This window comes from Martinezella miluonensis, from assembly GCF_900094545.1.
GTDB classification, from domain to species: domain Bacteria; phylum Pseudomonadota; class Alphaproteobacteria; order Rhizobiales; family Rhizobiaceae; genus Rhizobium; species Rhizobium miluonense.
In genome coordinates this window covers 1-16961 of the sequence record NZ_FMAH01000047.1, presented here as the reverse complement: position 1 = coordinate 16961, position 16961 = coordinate 1, and the positions used below count along the sequence as shown (strand labels likewise).

At 59.4% G+C, this 16961-nt stretch carries 14 protein-coding genes; 7 read left to right on the top strand and 7 right to left on the bottom strand.

The window, feature by feature from the left end; all coding sequences use genetic code 11:
• Nucleotides 1–7: 7 nt before the first annotated feature.
• Complete coding sequence (locus tag GA0061102_RS27110; RefSeq protein ID WP_092854995.1) at nt 8–919, bottom strand: DMT family transporter; 912 nt, start codon at nt 917–919, stop codon at nt 8–10.
• Nucleotides 920–1251: 332 nt separating this feature from the next.
• Here GA0061102_RS27110 and GA0061102_RS27105 point away from each other — a divergent pair, with 332 nt between their 5' ends.
• Nucleotides 1252–3801, top strand: coding sequence for a methyl-accepting chemotaxis protein (locus tag GA0061102_RS27105; protein ID WP_092855063.1), 2550 nt, complete (start codon nt 1252–1254; stop codon nt 3799–3801).
• A gap of 105 nt (nt 3802–3906) precedes the next feature.
• Here GA0061102_RS27105 and GA0061102_RS27100 read toward each other — a convergent pair whose 3' ends face one another.
• The gene (locus tag GA0061102_RS27100; RefSeq protein WP_092854993.1) at nt 3907–4659 is read right to left on the bottom strand and encodes an MBL fold metallo-hydrolase; all 753 of its coding nucleotides are present in this window, start codon (nt 4657–4659) and stop codon (nt 3907–3909) included.
• Nucleotides 4660–4677: 18 nt separating this feature from the next.
• Entirely contained in the window at nt 4678–5667 is a 990-nt protein-coding gene (moaA, locus tag GA0061102_RS27095; protein ID WP_425348570.1) for a GTP 3',8-cyclase MoaA, read from the bottom strand.
• 192 nt (nt 5668–5859) lie between these two features.
• Between moaA and GA0061102_RS27090 the strand changes: the two genes are divergently transcribed.
• Nucleotides 5860–6234, top strand: coding sequence for a gamma-butyrobetaine hydroxylase family protein (locus GA0061102_RS27090; RefSeq protein ID WP_092854989.1), 375 nt, complete (start codon nt 5860–5862; stop codon nt 6232–6234).
• Nucleotides 6235–6268: 34 nt separating this feature from the next.
• Nucleotides 6269–7468, top strand: coding sequence for a low temperature requirement protein A (locus GA0061102_RS27085; protein WP_092854987.1), 1200 nt, complete (start codon nt 6269–6271; stop codon nt 7466–7468).
• Here the strand turns inward: GA0061102_RS27085 and GA0061102_RS27080 are convergent.
• Nucleotides 7462–7947: a MarR family winged helix-turn-helix transcriptional regulator gene (locus GA0061102_RS27080; RefSeq protein ID WP_092854985.1), complete on the bottom strand. Its 486-nt coding sequence runs from the start codon at nt 7945–7947 to the stop codon at nt 7462–7464. The genes GA0061102_RS27085 and GA0061102_RS27080 overlap by 7 nt on opposite strands.
• 48 nt (nt 7948–7995) lie before the next feature.
• On the opposite strand from GA0061102_RS27080, the gene GA0061102_RS27075 reads away from it, so the two are divergent.
• Both GA0061102_RS27075 and GA0061102_RS27070 read left to right on the top strand, forming a co-directional pair.
• Nucleotides 7996–8961 carry an alpha/beta hydrolase gene (locus tag GA0061102_RS27075; RefSeq protein WP_092854983.1) on the top strand — a complete coding sequence of 322 codons (966 nt, stop codon included), beginning with the start codon at nt 7996–7998 and terminating at the stop codon, nt 8959–8961.
• Between the two features lie 60 nt (nt 8962–9021).
• Nucleotides 9022–9630, top strand: a complete 609-nt coding sequence (locus GA0061102_RS27070; protein WP_092854981.1) for a pyridoxamine 5'-phosphate oxidase family protein — start codon at nt 9022–9024, stop codon at nt 9628–9630.
• A 55-nt stretch (nt 9631–9685) separates the two neighbouring features.
• Here the strand turns inward: GA0061102_RS27070 and GA0061102_RS27065 are convergent, their stop codons facing one another.
• On the bottom strand, nt 9686–10753 hold the full coding sequence (locus tag GA0061102_RS27065) for a GGDEF domain-containing protein (protein WP_092854979.1): 1068 nt from the start codon (nt 10751–10753) through the stop codon (nt 9686–9688).
• Between the two features lie 199 nt (nt 10754–10952).
• A complete protein-coding gene (locus tag GA0061102_RS27060; protein ID WP_092854977.1) occupies nt 10953–12560 on the bottom strand; it encodes a fumarate hydratase in 1608 nt (535 codons plus the stop codon).
• A gap of 254 nt (nt 12561–12814) precedes the next feature.
• Between GA0061102_RS27060 and GA0061102_RS27050 the strand changes: the two genes are divergently transcribed.
• The gene (locus tag GA0061102_RS27050; RefSeq protein ID WP_092854973.1) at nt 12815–13054 is read left to right on the top strand and encodes a hypothetical protein; all 240 of its coding nucleotides are present in this window, start codon (nt 12815–12817) and stop codon (nt 13052–13054) included.
• A gap of 73 nt (nt 13055–13127) precedes the next feature.
• On the opposite strand, the gene fumC is transcribed toward GA0061102_RS27050, so the two are convergent.
• A complete protein-coding gene (fumC, locus tag GA0061102_RS27045) occupies nt 13128–14519 on the bottom strand; it encodes a class II fumarate hydratase (protein ID WP_092854971.1) in 1392 nt (463 codons plus the stop codon).
• Nucleotides 14520–14928: 409 nt separating this feature from the next.
• Here fumC and GA0061102_RS27040 point away from each other — a divergent pair, with 409 nt between their 5' ends.
• Nucleotides 14929–16830 (top strand): L,D-transpeptidase family protein, encoded by a 1902-nt coding sequence (locus GA0061102_RS27040; RefSeq protein WP_092854969.1) that lies wholly within the window; start codon nt 14929–14931, stop codon nt 16828–16830.
• Nucleotides 16831–16961 lie beyond the last annotated feature (131 nt).

The window sequence follows — 16961 nt, the reverse complement described above, 5'->3', positions numbered from 1 at the left end:
AGCGACCTCAAGCGGGAACGCGCTGGTCAGCCTGCCGCGCAATGAGCTCGGCAGCGCGACGTTTGTGTTCCCGGTAGAATGTATAGATTCCAGAGACGATGACAATCGCGGCGCCGAAGATGGACCAGCCGTCCGGCATTTCACCGAAGACGATCAGGCCCAGCAGGGCGGACCAGATGAGGCTCAGATAGCGGAACGGCGCGACGAAGGAGATCTCGCCCGTGCGCATTGACGATATCACGGTCTGATAGCCGATCAGCACGAGAATGGAGGCAAGCAGAAGCTGGAGCAGCGATATCATGGCTACCGGCTGCCAGCCGCCGAAGGGAACGATGCAAAGGCCTCCGAAAACGGATATGGAAATTGCGGTGCATACGGTCACCATCAGCGACGGCACGTCCTTGTCGATACAGCGCGTCGCCAGGTCGCGGGCGGCGGTCGCGAACATGCAGGCGATGACGAGGAGAGCGGCCGTATTGAAACCCGCAGGGCCGGGCCGGATGATGATGAGCACGCCGACGAAGCCGACGACAATCGCCGTCCACCGCCGCCATCCTACAGGTTCCTTCAGAAAGATCATCGCGCCAAGCGTCACCGCGAGCGGCACGGCTTGCTGGATGGCCGAGGCATTGGCGAGGGGCATCATCCCGAGGGCGGTAATGTAGGTTGCCGCCGCTATCGCTTCGCAGGCGATGCGCAGCGCGATCATCGGTTGCAAGGCGACCCTCCACGAGCGCAAGGCACCCATCCTGCGCGCGACGAGATAGACGAAAAAGGTCGTGAACAAGCCGCGGATGAAGATGATTTGGCCCGCATTCATGGAAGCGATGACCGTCTTGGACAGTGCGTCGCTACTGGAAAAGCTGGCCATGGATACGGCCATGAAGAGCGCGCCCTGCATATTCCTGGTCATTCGCATGAGAAAAATGAGTCCCCTAATATATCCATCCGGATTAGCGCCGTTTGACGCAAATTGGAATCATTTGTCCTTCGGCTGCGGCTAAATTCGATTGTGCACTGCGGTAGAGTCGTCGCGCGGGAGGTGCTCTTCTCGCGCAATAGTCGTAAAATGATCCGTAGGTTGTAGATTTTTCCCGATATGGCCGCTTTTAGGCGGGCGATTAATTCTTATTCAATCTTATTTCTCGAGGCTACTTACGGTTTTGCATGAGGCAGAAGCCCTACCGCAGCGCAGCAGGAATGACGATCCCGCTTTCGCTGGAGATTTTTATAATCCAGTTGAGGCGCCGCATGTTTTTCATTGATCGACTTTTGCAAGGCCGCAGGATTGTCACCAAGGTTCTCATTTTCGTTGTGCCGCTGGTGGTTCTCATCGCCGGCGTTGGCCTGGTCGGCTATCACACGGCCAATATCCTGAACGGTCATATGACCGTGACGCGGGCCACGATTGAAAATATCAGCGATTTCGAAAACCTGCAGGCTGCTCTCTTGGAATTCACAGCGGCTCCTTCCGACGATACGCGTCAGGCGCTGAGCGGCAAGATCGATGCGCAGGAGCAGGGCGTGCATCGGCTGAGCGGGCTGCTGAGCGACGATCAGCGCGCCAAGATCGTGCCGGTCAGCGAGCTTGCGGCCAAGATGCGCACTCAGCAGGCAACGCTCTGGTCCATCCGGCAGAAGCAGGACAGCGATGTCGAGGCGATCCGCAAGTCCGTGCAGGGCGTCGAAGTCGCCGCCAAGGCAGCGGGCAAGCAGATCGATATCATCCGCAAGGATTTCAACGACAAGGAAACCTTCGCCAAGGAGCTGCTCTATGATGCAGCGGCCTATAAGGGGCTGTCGGAGAAGATGAGCAATCTGCGCATTCAGGTGCAGATGGCCGCCGATTCCACCGAAGAAATTTCGGACGCGCGCACTTACGCCGATGCCATTCTGAAGCAGGTGACGGTTTCCAAGGCGCTGGTTTCCAAGCGCGGCGCCAGCCTCGTTGCGAATGCCTCCGATGCCGCCGACAAACTCGATGCGGTATTGAAGGGCTCCGGCACGCCCGACCAGAAGGTCGAGGCCATGGGTCCGATCCTGCAGAGCTTCGTGAAGATCGAAGGCGAGATGACGCTGCAGTCGGCCAAGAACAGCGATACTGCCGCCGATCGTTTCGTCAGCCTGGACAAGATCATCGCCGGTCAGAAAGAGCTTCTGGATCGCGTCGACGAGGTGCTTGGCATCGTCGATCGCCTGACGCTGCATGCATCGCGCATGGAGACGGTTCGCGATGCGGTTTCGCGTGACCCTGTGATGACGGATCTAAGGGATCTGAAGGCTGCGGCGACCAAGATTTCCGGGTTGGGGCAGACCAACGCCACCATGCGTGATTTTGCCGCTCATGTGCAGCCGTTGATCGATAGCCTCACCAATGGATCGGCGGATCTGCTGCAGACCTCGATCGACTGGAAGACGACACGTATCCAGTCCAACAGTCTGCTGGCTGATGCCATGACCTCGCTGCGCAGCTTCGTCGCCCAGGCGCAGGAGCTTGGCAAGGAAGACAGCGAGCGTTCCGCCAACGTTTCCGTGATCGCGATGATCCTCGGCACCTTGCTTGCCATCGTTGGCGGCCTGATGCTGGTGGAAACCCTGCGCGCACCGCTGAAGCGCGTCACCGAGATCATGACGCGGCTTGCAAGCGGCGATCTGGATGTGGCGATCGACGGACGCAACCGTGGCGACGAGATCGGCGATATGGTCCGTTCGGTTAGCGTCTTCCGTGATGCGGCGCTTGAAAACGTGCGGCTGGAGCGGGAGGCGGAGAGTGCGCGAGCGCTTTCAGCGGAAGAGGCTTCGCGTCGGGCTGCCGAGCGCGCCCGCATCGAGGCCGAGCAGAAGCAGGCCCTCAACGCGCTGGCCGATGTTCTGGCCAAGCTTGCCGACGGCAATCTGGAAGAAAGCATGCGCGAAGACCTGTCTGCGGACTTCGTCGAAATGGCCTTCACCTACAATCACGCCATCGAAGCTCTGCGCGAGACGCTGACGGACGTTCGCTATACCGCCGAAGAAATCAAAGGCGGCACCGGCAATCTTGCCATGTCGGCCGACGATCTGGCGCGGCGCACCGAACAGCAGGCGGCGGCGCTCGAGGAAAGCTCGCGGGCGCTGCATCGCCTCAGCGACGTGGTGCGGTCGACCGCCGATCGCGCGCGGCAAACGGCAAGCTCCGTCAATGAAACGCAGGCCTATGCGACGCAGTCGGGTGAGGTGGTCGCCAAGGCTGTGGGCGCCATGAGCGAGATCAATCGTTCCTCCGAGAAGATCGCCACGATCATCGGCGTCATCGACGAAATCGCCTTCCAGACCAATCTTCTCGCGCTGAACGCCGGCGTCGAGGCTGCCCGCGCCGGCGAGGCGGGCCGTGGCTTTGCCGTAGTGGCCCAGGAAGTTCGCGAGCTGGCGCAGCGCTGCGCCAATGCGGCGAAGGAAATCAAGGGCCTGATTTCTGCAAGCTCGGCGCAGGTGCAGAACGGTGTTCATCTGGTCGAGCAGACCGGTGCGGCACTGGCTGAGATCATCAGCCACGTCACCGGCGTCCAGAAGCTCGTCGCCGATATTTCGTCTGCGACCACGGAGCAGTCGACCAGTATTGAGGAAGTGACGCGCGCCGTCGCCGAAGTCGAGCTGATTACCCAGCGCAACGCGGCCATGGTCGAGGAAAACAACGCCGAAATCCATGGTCTGCGCCAGCGCGTCGACATGCTATCCGAGAAGATCGATCGCTTCCGGACTGGCGAAGGCGAAGTGGGCTATGAAGACTACAATGGTCCGGACGCACGCTATCGTGCTGCATAAGCCGGCAGATCGATAGAGAGACCTATGCAACAGAAATGCGCCGGGCCAATGGTCCGGCGCTTTTCAATTGGGTGTGCTCATCGCGTCTGACGACGTTCGCTCGGACTATCTGTCCAGCTGGAGTGTTTCGCCATCGGCGGGGATCAGCAGGCGCGAGGGATTGATACCTGCCGCATTCGCAGCCTGGCGAAGGTCCTGCCGCGTAATCGTGGCGTGGTCGAGCGCTTCCATGTGGGTTGCGATGACGATTGCATGCGGCGCGAGGCGGCTGACTGCGACGGTCTGCTCCGCATCCATGACGATGAGATCGCCATCCCAGCGCGCGCCGCAGGAGTGGGTGACGATGATATCCGGGGAAACCTGTTGGATCGTCTCGGCAACGGGCGGATAAAACACGGTATCGCCTGCCCAATAGACGGTGGGCTCGCCGGCTGCCTCCAGCGTGAAGCCGATGACCCGTCCCATTTTCTCGACAACCTGCCCGAGGCCATGGCTGCCTTGCCGCGGTGTGATCGTCAAGCCATTCCAGGTGGTCGCTTCATATAGGGGCGTGACGCCGGTGAAACCGGCATCTCGAATGCTTCCTTCATCGCCGGGTTGGCAGAGGATCGGCAGCGATTTCGGGACCCGCTCCTTCGCCACCGAATCGAAGTGATCGGTATGCAGATGCGAGACGATCACCAGATCGACGCCTTGGAGGATATCGTCGATCGAGCGCGGCAATTCTGTCATCGGATTGGGAGAGCGACCGGTGAACGAGGGAAGGCTGTGGCGCGGCGCGAAATGGGGATCGATCAGCAGCACATGGCCGCCATAGTTGATCTTCAGCGTCGCATTGCGAAGGAGCTCAAGCCGCATTGATTTTCTCGATGTTGGCTAGCCGCCGGTGACGCTCATATGGCGCGCGACTGCGGGGCGGTTATGGGTGCGATCGATGATGAAGTCGTGGCCCTTCGGCTTGCGGGTGATGGCTTCGTCGATTGCAGCGTGAAGGAGCGCATCGTCTTCCGTCGCGCGCAGCGCCGTGCGCAGGTCGGCCGCGTCGTTCTGACCGAGACACATGTAGAGCGTGCCGGTGCAGGTGAGCCGCACGCGATTGCAGCTCTCGCAGAAATTATGGGTCATCGGCGTGATGAAGCCGAGCCGTCCGCCGGTTTCGGCAACTTCAACATAGCGGGCAGGGCCGCCGGTCTGATAGGCGGTATCGGTTAGCGTAAACTGACGCTCGAGATCGGCGCGCAACTGCGAGAGCGGCAGGTACTGGTCGGTACGATCTTCCTCGATCTCGCCCATCGGCATCGTCTCGATGACGGTCAGGTCCATGCCCCGGCGGTGAGCAAAACGCATCAGGTCGGGAATTTCCGTCTCGTTGAAGTCCTTCAAGGCCACGGCATTGAGCTTGATCTTCAAGCCGGCCTTCTGCGCTGCGTCGATACCTTCCATCACCTTGGTGAAATCGCCCCAGCGGGTGATGGTGCGGAACTTATCCGGATCGAGCGTATCAAGCGAGACGTTGATGCGCCGCACACCGCAATCGTAGAGTTCGTCGGCATAGCGGGCAAGCTGCGAGCCGTTTGTCGTCAGCGTCAGTTCATCGAGCGCGCCGTCCTGCACCTGCTTGCCGAGCTCGCGAACCAGAAACATGATGTTCTTGCGCACCAGAGGTTCGCCACCGGTCAACCTGATCTTGCGAACGCCCTTGGTTATGAAGGCGGAACAGAGCCGGTTGAGCTCTTCGAGCGTCAGCAGATCCTTCTTCGGCAGGAAGGTCATGTGCTCGGCCATGCAGTATGTGCAGCGGAAGTCGCAGCGATCAGTGACTGAAACACGCAAATAGGTAACGGCGCGCCCGAAAGGGTCCATCATGGGGCCCGCATCCGACCGAAGCTGCGATGCGTTGCCTATGTTGCCGACGATGCTGTTCACTCATGCCTCCATATACTGCTAATGTGGGCATAGGCGATTGTTGCGTCAAGGAAAATGCTTTTCGAATACACTTGCGTGTGAACGAGCAGCGGCATAATTCTCGGAAAGACACTGAAAGGCATGGGAAAACCGATGAGCGACGTTTGGCCGACCGAATTGCGGGTATCGAAGGACCGCCATCACCTCATAGTGACATTCGACAATGGCGCAAGCTTCGATTTGCCGGCGGAAATGCTGCGGGTGCTATCGCCTTCGGCCGAGGTGCAGGGGCATGGACCGGGCCAGAAGGTTACCGTGCCGGGCAAGCGCAATGTAGGCATCATGTCGATGACGCCCACTGGCAACTACGCTGTGCGCATCGGGTTCGACGACATGCATGATACGGGCATTTTCACATGGTCCTATCTGCGCGAACTCGGCGAGAAGGGCGGTGCGCTTTTCGCGGCTTATGAAGCCGAATTGAAGGAAAAGGGTCTCAGTCGCGACCCGAGCGGAAGGCCGCACTAGCACAATCGCCATCAACGGAAAGAAGGGCGCAGGCATGATCCTTGGGGGTAGGGAAAACTGGCTTCGCGCCAAGGGCAGCAAGAACGAGAGCAAGGTCTCTTTCGTCGAGCTGTTTTTCGATCTCGTCTTCGTTTTCTCGATTTCGCAGCTTGCCCATACCCTAGCGGAACATTTCACGCCATTGGGCGGGCTGGAAGCCATCATGCTGATTTTCGCGGTATGGTGGGTTTGGGTCTTTACCGCCTGGGTGACGAACTGGCTGGACCCGGATCGAATGCCCGTGCGCATCATGCTGTTCACGCTGATGTTTGCCGGGCTCATTCTCTCCGCCTCGATCCCCGAAGCTTTTGGCGAGAAGGGGATCTATTTCGCCGGCGCCTATGTCTTCATGCAGGTCGGCCGGTCGTTGTTCACCGTCTACGCGCTCAAGAACGCCAGCAAGGCCAATCATCGCAATTTCCTGCGTATCACCAGCTGGCTTGTCTTTTCCGCCATCTTCTGGATCGCAGGGGCGCTGATGGAAGGCGAGACGCGGGTCATGTTTTGGCTGATCGCCCTCGTGATCGAGTATTCGGCGCCTGCGCTCGGCTTCCGCGTGCCCGGCCTTGGCAAGTCGACGACGGCGGACTGGAACGTCTCGGGCGCGCATCTCGCGGAACGCTGCGCGCTGTTCATCATCATCTGCCTTGGCGAAGCCGTTCTGCAGGCCGGCAAGACCTTTGCCGAGCAGCCGGTGACGCCGCTGATCGTCGCCGTGTTCATCACTGCTTTCGTCGGCACGGTCGCTCTCTGGTGGATCTATTTCCAGTTCGGCCACGAACGGGCCGTCCACCGTATCGAGCATGACGACACGCCGGGAAGCCTGGCACGACAGGCGTTCACCTATGCTCACATTCCGATTCTCGCCGGCATCATGCTGAGCGTCGTCGGTGACGAGTTCCTGTTTGCCCATCCGCACGGCGCCGCAGATATGCGTACTGCAGCGGCTCTTCTCGGTGGCCCGGCGGTCTTCCTGCTAGGAAACCTCTGGTTCAAGGGTGTGACTACTGGCCGGCCGCCGCTGTCGCATATGGTGGGTCTTGGCGGGCTGGCGCTGCTGCTCCTCACATTGCCGATGGTCGTGGTCTACCAGCTCGGCATTCTCGCCACAGCAGTGCTGGTCGTCGTAGCGATATGGGAGTTCGCGTCACTGTCGCGGGTTGTCCCATCGTCGCGCTCGACGGGCGGTCACTGATCGCCCACCGTCTCCAGCGGCTCGCGTTCGTCCTGCATCAACAGTGTAACGACCCGCTCCATGTGTGCGGTCATGATTTCACACTCTTCGACTGGCGCATGTGACATCATGCGGTCGATGAGGGCGGTCTGAATGGTCATGGCTTCTTCCGTGACGCGGCGGCCCTCCGCCGTCAGATAGAGGCGCAGCACACGCTTGTCCTGCTTGTCTCCGCGGCGTTCGATCAGCCCGCGCTTTTCCATCTGCGGTAAAAGCATGCTCATATTTGAGCGGCCGACCAGCAGCTTGCGGGCGAGTTCCTGCTGCGAGATGCCTTCGAAGCGAAACAGGTTGACCAGAATGTCGAGGTGCGGCGGCTTGATGTCGAGATGTGCCAATGCCCGCGCCAGCGATTGCTGCATCAACTGGCAGGCGCGCGCCACGGCGATCCAGCTTCGAAAACGCGGATGGTCCCAAGGAAGGGATTGATTTTTGTTCATCGTTGTACTTTATTGTTCATAGTTGAACATTTTTCTTGGATTCCCACTATGCCATCCTTTGCACTCAAGGTCACCCGGTCGGGATTGTCCGGTCTCGGCAGGTTTTCACCGAAGCTCGCCGGCAAGGTCGCATTCAGGCTGTTCTGCCTTACGCCCTCACGCAGACCGCGCGGTTCCAAGGCGAAAACCGCTCATAGGGAGGGCCGAGAGCGGCTGGTCGTGGCAGAGGAGTTCATGCTGCCTTTCCCGGGCGGCCGCGCCATGGCCTATCGTTTCAACGGCGGAGCCAAGGGGCCGCGCAAGCGCTACCTCGTTGTGCATGGCTGGGGCTCCAGCAGCGAATACATGTCGGAGCTGACGGCTTTCCTTGCAAGTACCGGAGCGGAAGTGATTTCGCTCGATCTTCCGGGGCATGGCCGCTCGGCAGGTCGCTTTCTCAATGTGCACCTCGCCATATCGGCCATATCGGCCGCGTCCATACGCTTCGGCGCCTTCGACGCCGCGATCGGGCATTCTTTTGGCGGCGCGTGCCTGGCACTGGCCTCCGCGGGTTTCCTGCCTCGTATAGATGCTATCGAGACGAAGAAGCTGGTGCTCATCGGAGCGCCGAGCGCCATGCGATGGCTGTTCAGGGATTTCGGTCGCTTCATGAGACTTCGCCCGCAGGTGCAGACGGAACTGGAGGCGGAAGTCGGGCGGATTACGGGCAGGGCGCTTACCGCCTATGACGAACCACACGGCGTACTCGATCCAAGCCGGCCCGTGCTGGTCATCCATGCCGAGGACGACAAGGAGGTGAGTGCCGATCACGCCCGCGCCTATGCCGCCCAAGGAGAGCATGTTCGCCTCTTCTGGGCCAATGGCTTCGGGCACCGGCGCATCGTCAGCGCTGCTCCCGTGTTCGAGGCGATCGACGGCTTCCTTTCGGAAGTGGTCAAAACGGAAAAATCTCTCGAAAGCGACGATGGGACAGTGCTATCCATTTACCGGACCCCGGTTCGGCGCTCCTCGTAGCAAGGCGCGCGCTGCACCGGATTTTTTGGCAGATCACCGCGGAAAAGAATGCGAGGCAGCATGGGTATCGTTACGTCCGTCGAGCAGTTGAGAGCGCTTTATGGCGGCGTTGGCGAGGCATCGATCACCAAGGTAACGCAGGTACTGACGCCGCCTTACCGACGGATGATCGAAGCTTCGCCCTTCATGGCGCTGGCAACCGTCGGGCCGGAAGGGCTGGATTGTTCACCGCGCGGTGACCTTGGCGGCGTCGTCCGTGTAGAGGACGAGCGGACGCTTCTTCTTCCGGATTGGCGAGGCAACAATCGCGTCGATTCCCTCGAGAACATTGTGCGCGACCCGCGGGTGGCGATGATGTTCCTGGTTCCTGGGTCGAACACGACGATGCGGCTCAACGGCCGCGCCGTCATCTCCATCGAGCCAGGCCTGCTCGAGAGCTTCGCGATGGATGGCAAACATCCGCGCTGCGTCGTCGTGATCACGATCGATGAGGTTTATTTCCAGTGCGCGCGGGCGGTGATGCGGGCGGAGCTCTGGAATGCGGAGCGCTTCGCCGATCCCGCGAGCCTGCCGAGCCCTGGCGTGATGCTCAAGGCGGCAAAGGGCGACTTCGATCAGGAAACCTACGATCGGGAATGGCCGGCGCGGGCGGCGAAGACACTCTGGTAAACAAAACCGCCGGGCTGCCTGGGAAAGCTGCGCCGGCGGTTGGTTGGCTTCACTTTTAGTTCTTGTAAATGAGCCAACTTTTCGTGAAGTCCTTCTGCATGCCGTCCTGATAGACATTGCAGCAGTTGCGACCGGCGTTCTTGGCGCAATAGAGCGCGAGGTCTGCCTTGTTGTAGAGTTCGCCGGAATTGGCCGCTTCCGAAGCCATGCAGATTCCGAGCGATATGGTGATCGGACCGTAATCGACCTTCGTCCGGGAATTCTTGAAGGGCGTCGTTTCCAGCGCGCGGCGGATGCGCTCGCACATCGTCATGGCTTCTTCCGCCGTAGTGCCTTCCACGATCAAAGCAAATTCCTCGCCGCCGACACGAGCGACGAAGACTTCCCGCCGGACATTGGCGCGAATGACTGAGGCTACGGTCGCAAGGATCTTGTCGCCGACCGGGTGACCGTAGGTGTCGTTGATCCTTTTGAAATGATCGACATCGGCCAGAACGAGCGCCGTCGTCGGGCGGGTCAGCTGGTTGTCGAAAATCGAGATCAGCCGATCCTCGAACGCGCGGCGATTGGAGAGCCGCGTCAGGGCATCCGTGTTGGCTATGCGCTTATATTCGTCCAGCTCCTTGCGCACCTGATCCATTTCCTGGCTGCGCTGGGCGACGTTCTCAACGACCTTTTCGCCCTGGGCCATCGTATCGCCGGTGGCGGCAGTCAGTATGTCTATGGCGCTGCGCAGCAGATCTGCGCCGTTGTGGTTCCTCGAGGTGATGCGCTCGCAGGTCTCGCCGAGAAGCCGGTTGTAGCTATCGAGTGTCAGCTGCTCCTGTTTCAACGCGCGCAGAACGGCATCCAGTTCGACAGACAGGCGGGCGTGAGCGTCGTCGAAAATGCGGCCCGCATGGCGTGGAAAGTATTTGGCGCCGATATCGTCCAATTCTTCCTGCGTCGCGCTGTTGCCAAGAGCTGCCAATTCACGGGTTAGCGCGGAATTGGAGCCGATATAGGCTTCATAGAAAAGTTCGTAATTCCGCGGAATCGGTGCGACCCCCATGGATCGCATGGCGTAGGTAATCTGCCCTGCCACGTCGGGAATTTGCGCCTTGGGCGCAATCGCCGTACTCATCGGTGAGCTCCGTACATGTATTGGTTAATTCCTATTTTTACTTATGCAGAGATTCTTTGAAAAAATATTAAGGAGATGGTTATGAAAAATCCCCCGTCACTACAGCTTTATTCAAAAATAAATAGAATTGAAACTGGTTTTACAGAAGAGGGCGCTATTGGCGCCCTCTTTGGATGGAACATATAGATACGGCTAGTCTTTATCCCAGATTGAGCTCTTGGAAGAAGTCATTGCCCTTGTCGTCGATGACGATGAAGGCAGGGAAATCTTCGACCTCGATCTTCCAGACGGCTTCCATGCCAAGTTCTGGATATTCCAATACTTCGACCTTCTTGATGCAGTCCTGAGCAAGCCGGGCTGCCGGGCCGCCGATCGAGCCGAGATAGAAGCCGCCATGGGTCTTGCAGGCTTCGCGCACGGCGCGCGAGCGATTGCCCTTCGCCAGCATGACCATGGAGCCGCCGAACGACTGGAACTGGTCGACATAGCTGTCCATACGGCCTGCCGTCGTCGGGCCGAAGGAACCGGAGGCGTAGCCGGCCGGCGTCTTTGCCGGGCCGGCATAGTAGACCGGATGGTTCTTCAGATATTCCGGCATGCCTTCGCCCTTTTCCAGGCGTTCGCGGATCTTGGCATGCGCTAGGTCGCGCGCGACGATGATGGTGCCGGTGAGCGACAGGCGCGTCTTGACCGGATGCTGCGACAGCTCGGCCAGGATGTCGGCCATCGGCCGGTTGAGATCGATGCGAACCATCGATTCGGAGAGTTTCGCCTCGTCGATCTCAGGCATGTACTTGGACGGATCGGTCTCGAGCTGCTCGATGAAGATGCCGTCGCGGGTGATCTTGCCCTTGGCCTGGCGGTCGGCAGAGCAGGAGACGCCAAGACCGATCGGCAGCGAGGCACCATGACGGGGCAGGCGGATAACCCGGACATCGTGGCAGAAATATTTGCCGCCGAACTGCGCGCCGACGCCAAGGCCCTGTGTGAGCTTGTGGATTTCCTTCTCCATTTCGATATCCCGGAAGGCATGCCCGCTTTCGGAGCCCTCCGTGGGAAGACAGTCGAGATATCGCGTCGAGGCGAGCTTGACCGTCTTGAGGTTCATCTCGGCCGAGGTGCCACCGATGACGATGGCGAGATGATAGGGGGGGCAGGCTGCGGTGCCGAGCGTAAGGATCTTCTCCTTGAGGAAATCGATCATGCGGTCGTGCGTGAGCAGCGATGGCGTGCCCTGATAGAGGAAGGTCTTGTTGGCCGAGCCGCCGCCCTTGGCGACAAAGAGGAATTCGTAGGCGTCGGTGCCTTCCTCGTAAATGTCGATCTGGGCCGGGAGGTTGTTCTTGGTGTTCTTTTCTTCGAACATCTTGATCGGCGCAAGCTGCGAGTAGCGCAGGTTCTTCTTCTCGTAGGCGTCGAGCACGCCTTTGGCCATCGCACCGCTGTCGCCGCCTTCGGTCCAGACGCGGCGGCCCTTCTTGGCCATGATGATGGCGGTGCCGGTGTCCTGACACATCGGAAGCACGCCGCCGGCGGCGATATTGGCGTTCTTCAGCAGATCGTAGGCGACGAAGCGATCGTTGTCGGTGGCTTCCGGATCTTCCAGAATCGAGGCGAGCTGATTCAGATGGCCGGGGCGCAGCAGATGATTGATGTTGGCGAAAGCCGTCTCAGCGAGCAGGCGAATGCCCTCAGGATCGACGGTCAGGATTTCCTGGCCCTTGAAGGTGTCGACGGAAACATAGTCGCCCGAAATCTTGCGATAGGGGGTCTTGTCGTCGCCGAGGGGAAATAGATCGTCAGCCATATGGGGAACCTTTCAAGCCGGATGGCGGAGGAAAATGTTTGGAGGTGGTCTAAATCCGGCTCGCGCCAAATGCAATCGGCTGCAAAGCGCCTCGCGATTTCGATAGGTAGATTGTCAATGCGGCGTAGACGATCGGTGTCGAAATTGCCGACTTCAAAGACGGGTGGGAAAGGCGCAAATAGATCTCAACACGGGTAGGGCAGACAAGCTCGCTGTCCTGAAGACTAAAGGCCCGAAGCCAAGGGATTGAGATCATGGATATCTCCCACAATCACCACCACATTTCGCCGCTGGCTATCGCGGCGCTCGTTGCCGCTGTCGGCCTATTTGCTGTGGTCCACGGCGGCTACTTGAAGCACGCCTTTCACAAGGAAATTCTTGCCAGCATCGATCCCGCGACCGTCATCACGGCCACAGACATGGTTTCGCGGATGCCGGAGAGAAGGGCTGTGCTCCCAAGGCAAGACAAGGCGGAGACAGCAAGCGTTCGCTAGCCTTGGCTGAACAGACAGGCATCCCGCCAATATTCGGAGATGCCTGCCCGTATTAACGAGTCTCTGCTTTGGCTTACTTCGGGCCGATCATTGTTTCCGGACGGACGATGGCGTCATATTCTTCCGAGGATACCAATCCGCTCGCCAGAGCTTCTTCCTTCAGCGTCGTCCCGTTCTTGTGGGCCGTCTTGGCGATCTTGGCGGCGTTGTCGTAGCCGATCTTCGGCGCCAGTGCGGTTACCAGCATCAGAGAGCGCTCGAGGCCGGCCTTGATGTTGTCCTCGCGGGCCTCGATACCGGCGACGCAGTTGTCTGTGAAGGAGACGGCAGCATCGCCGAGCAACTGTACCGACTGCAGGAAATTATAGGCCATCATCGGATTATAGACGTTGAGCTCGAAATGACCTTGGCTACCGGCAAAGGTCAGGGCGGCATTGTTGCCGAAAATATGGATGCAGACCTGCGTCAGCGCCTCGCACTGGGTCGGATTGACCTTGCCCGGCATGATCGACGAGCCCGGCTCGTTTTCCGGCAGCGCCAGCTCCCCGAGACCGGAGCGTGGGCCAGAGCCGAGCAGGCGGATATCGTTGGCGATCTTGAAGAGTGCGGCGGCGGCGGCATTGATCGCGCCATGGCTGAAGACCATGGAATCATGGGCAGCCAGCGCTTCGAACTTGTTCGGGGCCGTGACGAAGGGCAGGCCGGTGATCTTGGCGATCTCGTCCGCGACCTTCTCGGCAAAGCCGATCGGCGCATTGAGGCCGGTTCCGACTGCGGTGCCGCCCTGGGCGAGTTCGCAAAGGCCCGGCAACGTCAGTTCGATGCGCTTGATCGAGGAGGCGACCTGCGCGGCATAGCCGGAAAATTCCTGGCCGAGCGTCAGCGGCGTGGCGTCCTGTGTATGGGTGCGGCCGATCTTGATGATATGAGCGAAGTCCGCGACCTTCTTTTCCAGCGCTGCGTGCAGGTGCCGCAGGGCCGGCAGCAGATGATGGACAATCTGCTCGGCGCAGGCGATGTGCATGGCCGTCGGATAGGTGTCGTTCGACGACTGGCTCATGTTGACGTGATCGTTCGGGTGCACCGGCTTCTTCGAGCCCATGATGCCGCCGAGCATCTCGATTGCGCGGTTCGAGATCACTTCATTGGCGTTCATGTTGGACTGCGTGCCTGAGCCGGTCTGCCAGACCACCAGCGGGAAGTGGTCGTTGAGCTTGCCGTCGATGACTTCCTGCGCCGCTTCGACGATTGTCTTGCCGAGCGCGGGGTCGAGTTGGCCGAGCTCCATGTTGGCGCGGGCGGCTGCCTGCTTGACGATGCCGAGGGCGCGGACGACCGATAGTGGCTGCTTTTCCCAGCCGATTTTGAAGTTGCCGAGCGAACGTTGCGCCTGCGCGCCCCAATATCGGTCGCTGGCGACTTCGATCGGGCCAAAGGTATCGGTTTCGGTGCGGGTGGAAGTCATGTTCCTGATCCTGCTTTCTATGGAAATAGATAGCAGCCATATAGGCCCGAACGGTGCTTATGAAAACACCGAAGCGCATTTACGTGATTGGAATAATCATGTTTTTAGTGCGCTTTGCCGAGCGTGCTCTTTTTAACACGCTCCTCATATATTCGTGAACGCGAAATTTTCATCCGCGTAAAAACTTTGGGCGATTTCAATAAAAGATTAACCAATAATTTCATAATTTTGTGTGAATTGAATCGCTGAGAACGTCTCTGCTTCGTAACGTGAAGTTGAGGCATTGAACAAAAGGCGGGGTCTCGCTGTTTTTATAGTAGTGAGTATACGATGTTTTCGACATCGCGGCCCAACCGAAGCAGCACCGTCTGGCTCGAACCTACCGCACGATACAGGGACTGATTAGAGAATGAAACTTGCAGCCAAAGCCACAGCATCCGTCCTGGCTCTTTCCTGTTGCCTTTCCTCCATCGGCGCGACGTCGGCGAGCGCTATGACCCTCATGGATTTCATCCGTGGCGGTCAAGGACGTCAGCAAAGCACGCAGGTTTCGGCTCCTGTTCCGAACAACCCGGCGCAGACGATGCTGAACCCGAACCAGCCAGGGCAGCCCAAGCAGGCGTTGCCGACCGTCAGTGCGCCGAAATACTATACCTATAAGGCCGACTCGATGCGTCTGGTGTCGACGGTGCATTTTGCCGATCCGGTGGTGACCGGCGCCGTTGCCGATGCGTCGCCGACGCCGAGCGCAGTCGATACCGAGATCTCGCAGCGCCGCTATCTGGCGGATGCACGCGTGATGGCGACCAATGACGTCGCCAAGGCGATCGAGACCTATTATGCCGATCAGAGCAAGCCGATCCTCTGGGTTGCCGATCACGCCGTCAACGAGAAGGCGAAGGCGGCCATGGCAGTTTTTGCCGATGCGGGCTCTGTCGGTCTCGACCCGGCGGATTATGCGGTGACGCTACCGAATGCGGATGCGACCGGCGCCGATCCTGTGATGCGCGATCGCGCCCTCATGCAATTCGAGCTGGCGCTTTCCACCAAGGTGCTGATGTTCGTCCAGGATACGGTCCGTGGCCGCATCGACCCGAACAAGCTCTCCGGCTATCACGATTTCAAGCGCAAGGACGTCAACCTGACCGCCGCGCTCGACGTGCTGCGTGCGAGCCCCGATGTTGCCGCCTATATCAACAGCCGCAACCCGTCCAACCAGCAATTCACGCTGCTTAAGGCCGAGCTTGCGAAGCTGCGTGCCGAATCCGGCTCCGATGGTACCCATATTTCGGTTTCCCTGACGGGTACGCTGAAGCCGGGCGGCAGCTCGCCGGAAATGGCCAACATCGTCAAGGCGATTGAGCACCGTGGCTCCGATGCGCTGAAGAAAGCACATGCCGATCTCTTCTCCGCTTATCTGGGCACGCCGGACTACACCCCCGAACTCGTGTCGCTGGTTGAGGACTTCCAGCGGGAGAAGGGTCTGACGGCTGACGGCGTCATTGGCGCGTCCTCGGTTCGCGCCATGGTCGGCGAGAATAATGACGTGAAGATCCAGAAGCTGATCATTGCGATGGAGCAGCTGCGTTGGCTGCCGGTCGAGCTCGGATCGCGCTACGTTTTCATCAATCAGCCGGCGTTCATGGTTTACTACTACAACAACAACCAGGAACAGCTGTCGATGCGGGTTGTCGTCGGCAGCAAGCAGCACCAGACTTTCTTCTTCGAAAACCAGGTGCAGACGGTCGAGTTCAATCCGTTCTGGGGCGTTCCGCAGTCGATCATCATCAACGAGATGCTGCCGAAGCTGCGTGCCGACCCGAACTATCTGGATCGCATGGGCTATCAGGTCGAAGTCGGCGGTCATGCCGTCGCGTCCTCCAGCGTCGACTGGTATGGCTCGACTAAGAGCATCTCCGTGCGCCAGCCGCCGAGCAGCGACAATGCTCTGGGAGAGCTGAAGATCCTCTTCCCGAACTCGCATGCGATCTACATGCACGACACGCCGCAGAAGAGCTTCTTCAAGAAGGATATGCGTGCGCTTAGCCATGGCTGCGTCCGCCTTGCCGATCCGCGCGCAATGGCTGCGGCCGTGTTGAACACGACGCCTGACGATATCGCCAAGCAAATTGCAGCCGGCCAAAACAAGGCTGTCGCCGTGCCGCAGAGGTTCCCGATCTACATCGCTTACTTCACCGCATGGCCGAACAAGGACGGCGTGGTTCAGTATTTCAACGATGTTTATGATCGTGACGCTGCCACGCAGCGGGCGCTGGATGCCACCTCGAAGGCGCGCACCGCGCAGATCTGAGTTTCGCATAGTGGACAAACAACAAAGGGCGGCCCGTTGCAGCCTGTGTGGAAACGTTTGGAGGCTCCGGTTTGACCGGGGCCTCTTTTGGTTTCTGGGTCTATGCGGGTTTTGATGTTATGTTTATGGTG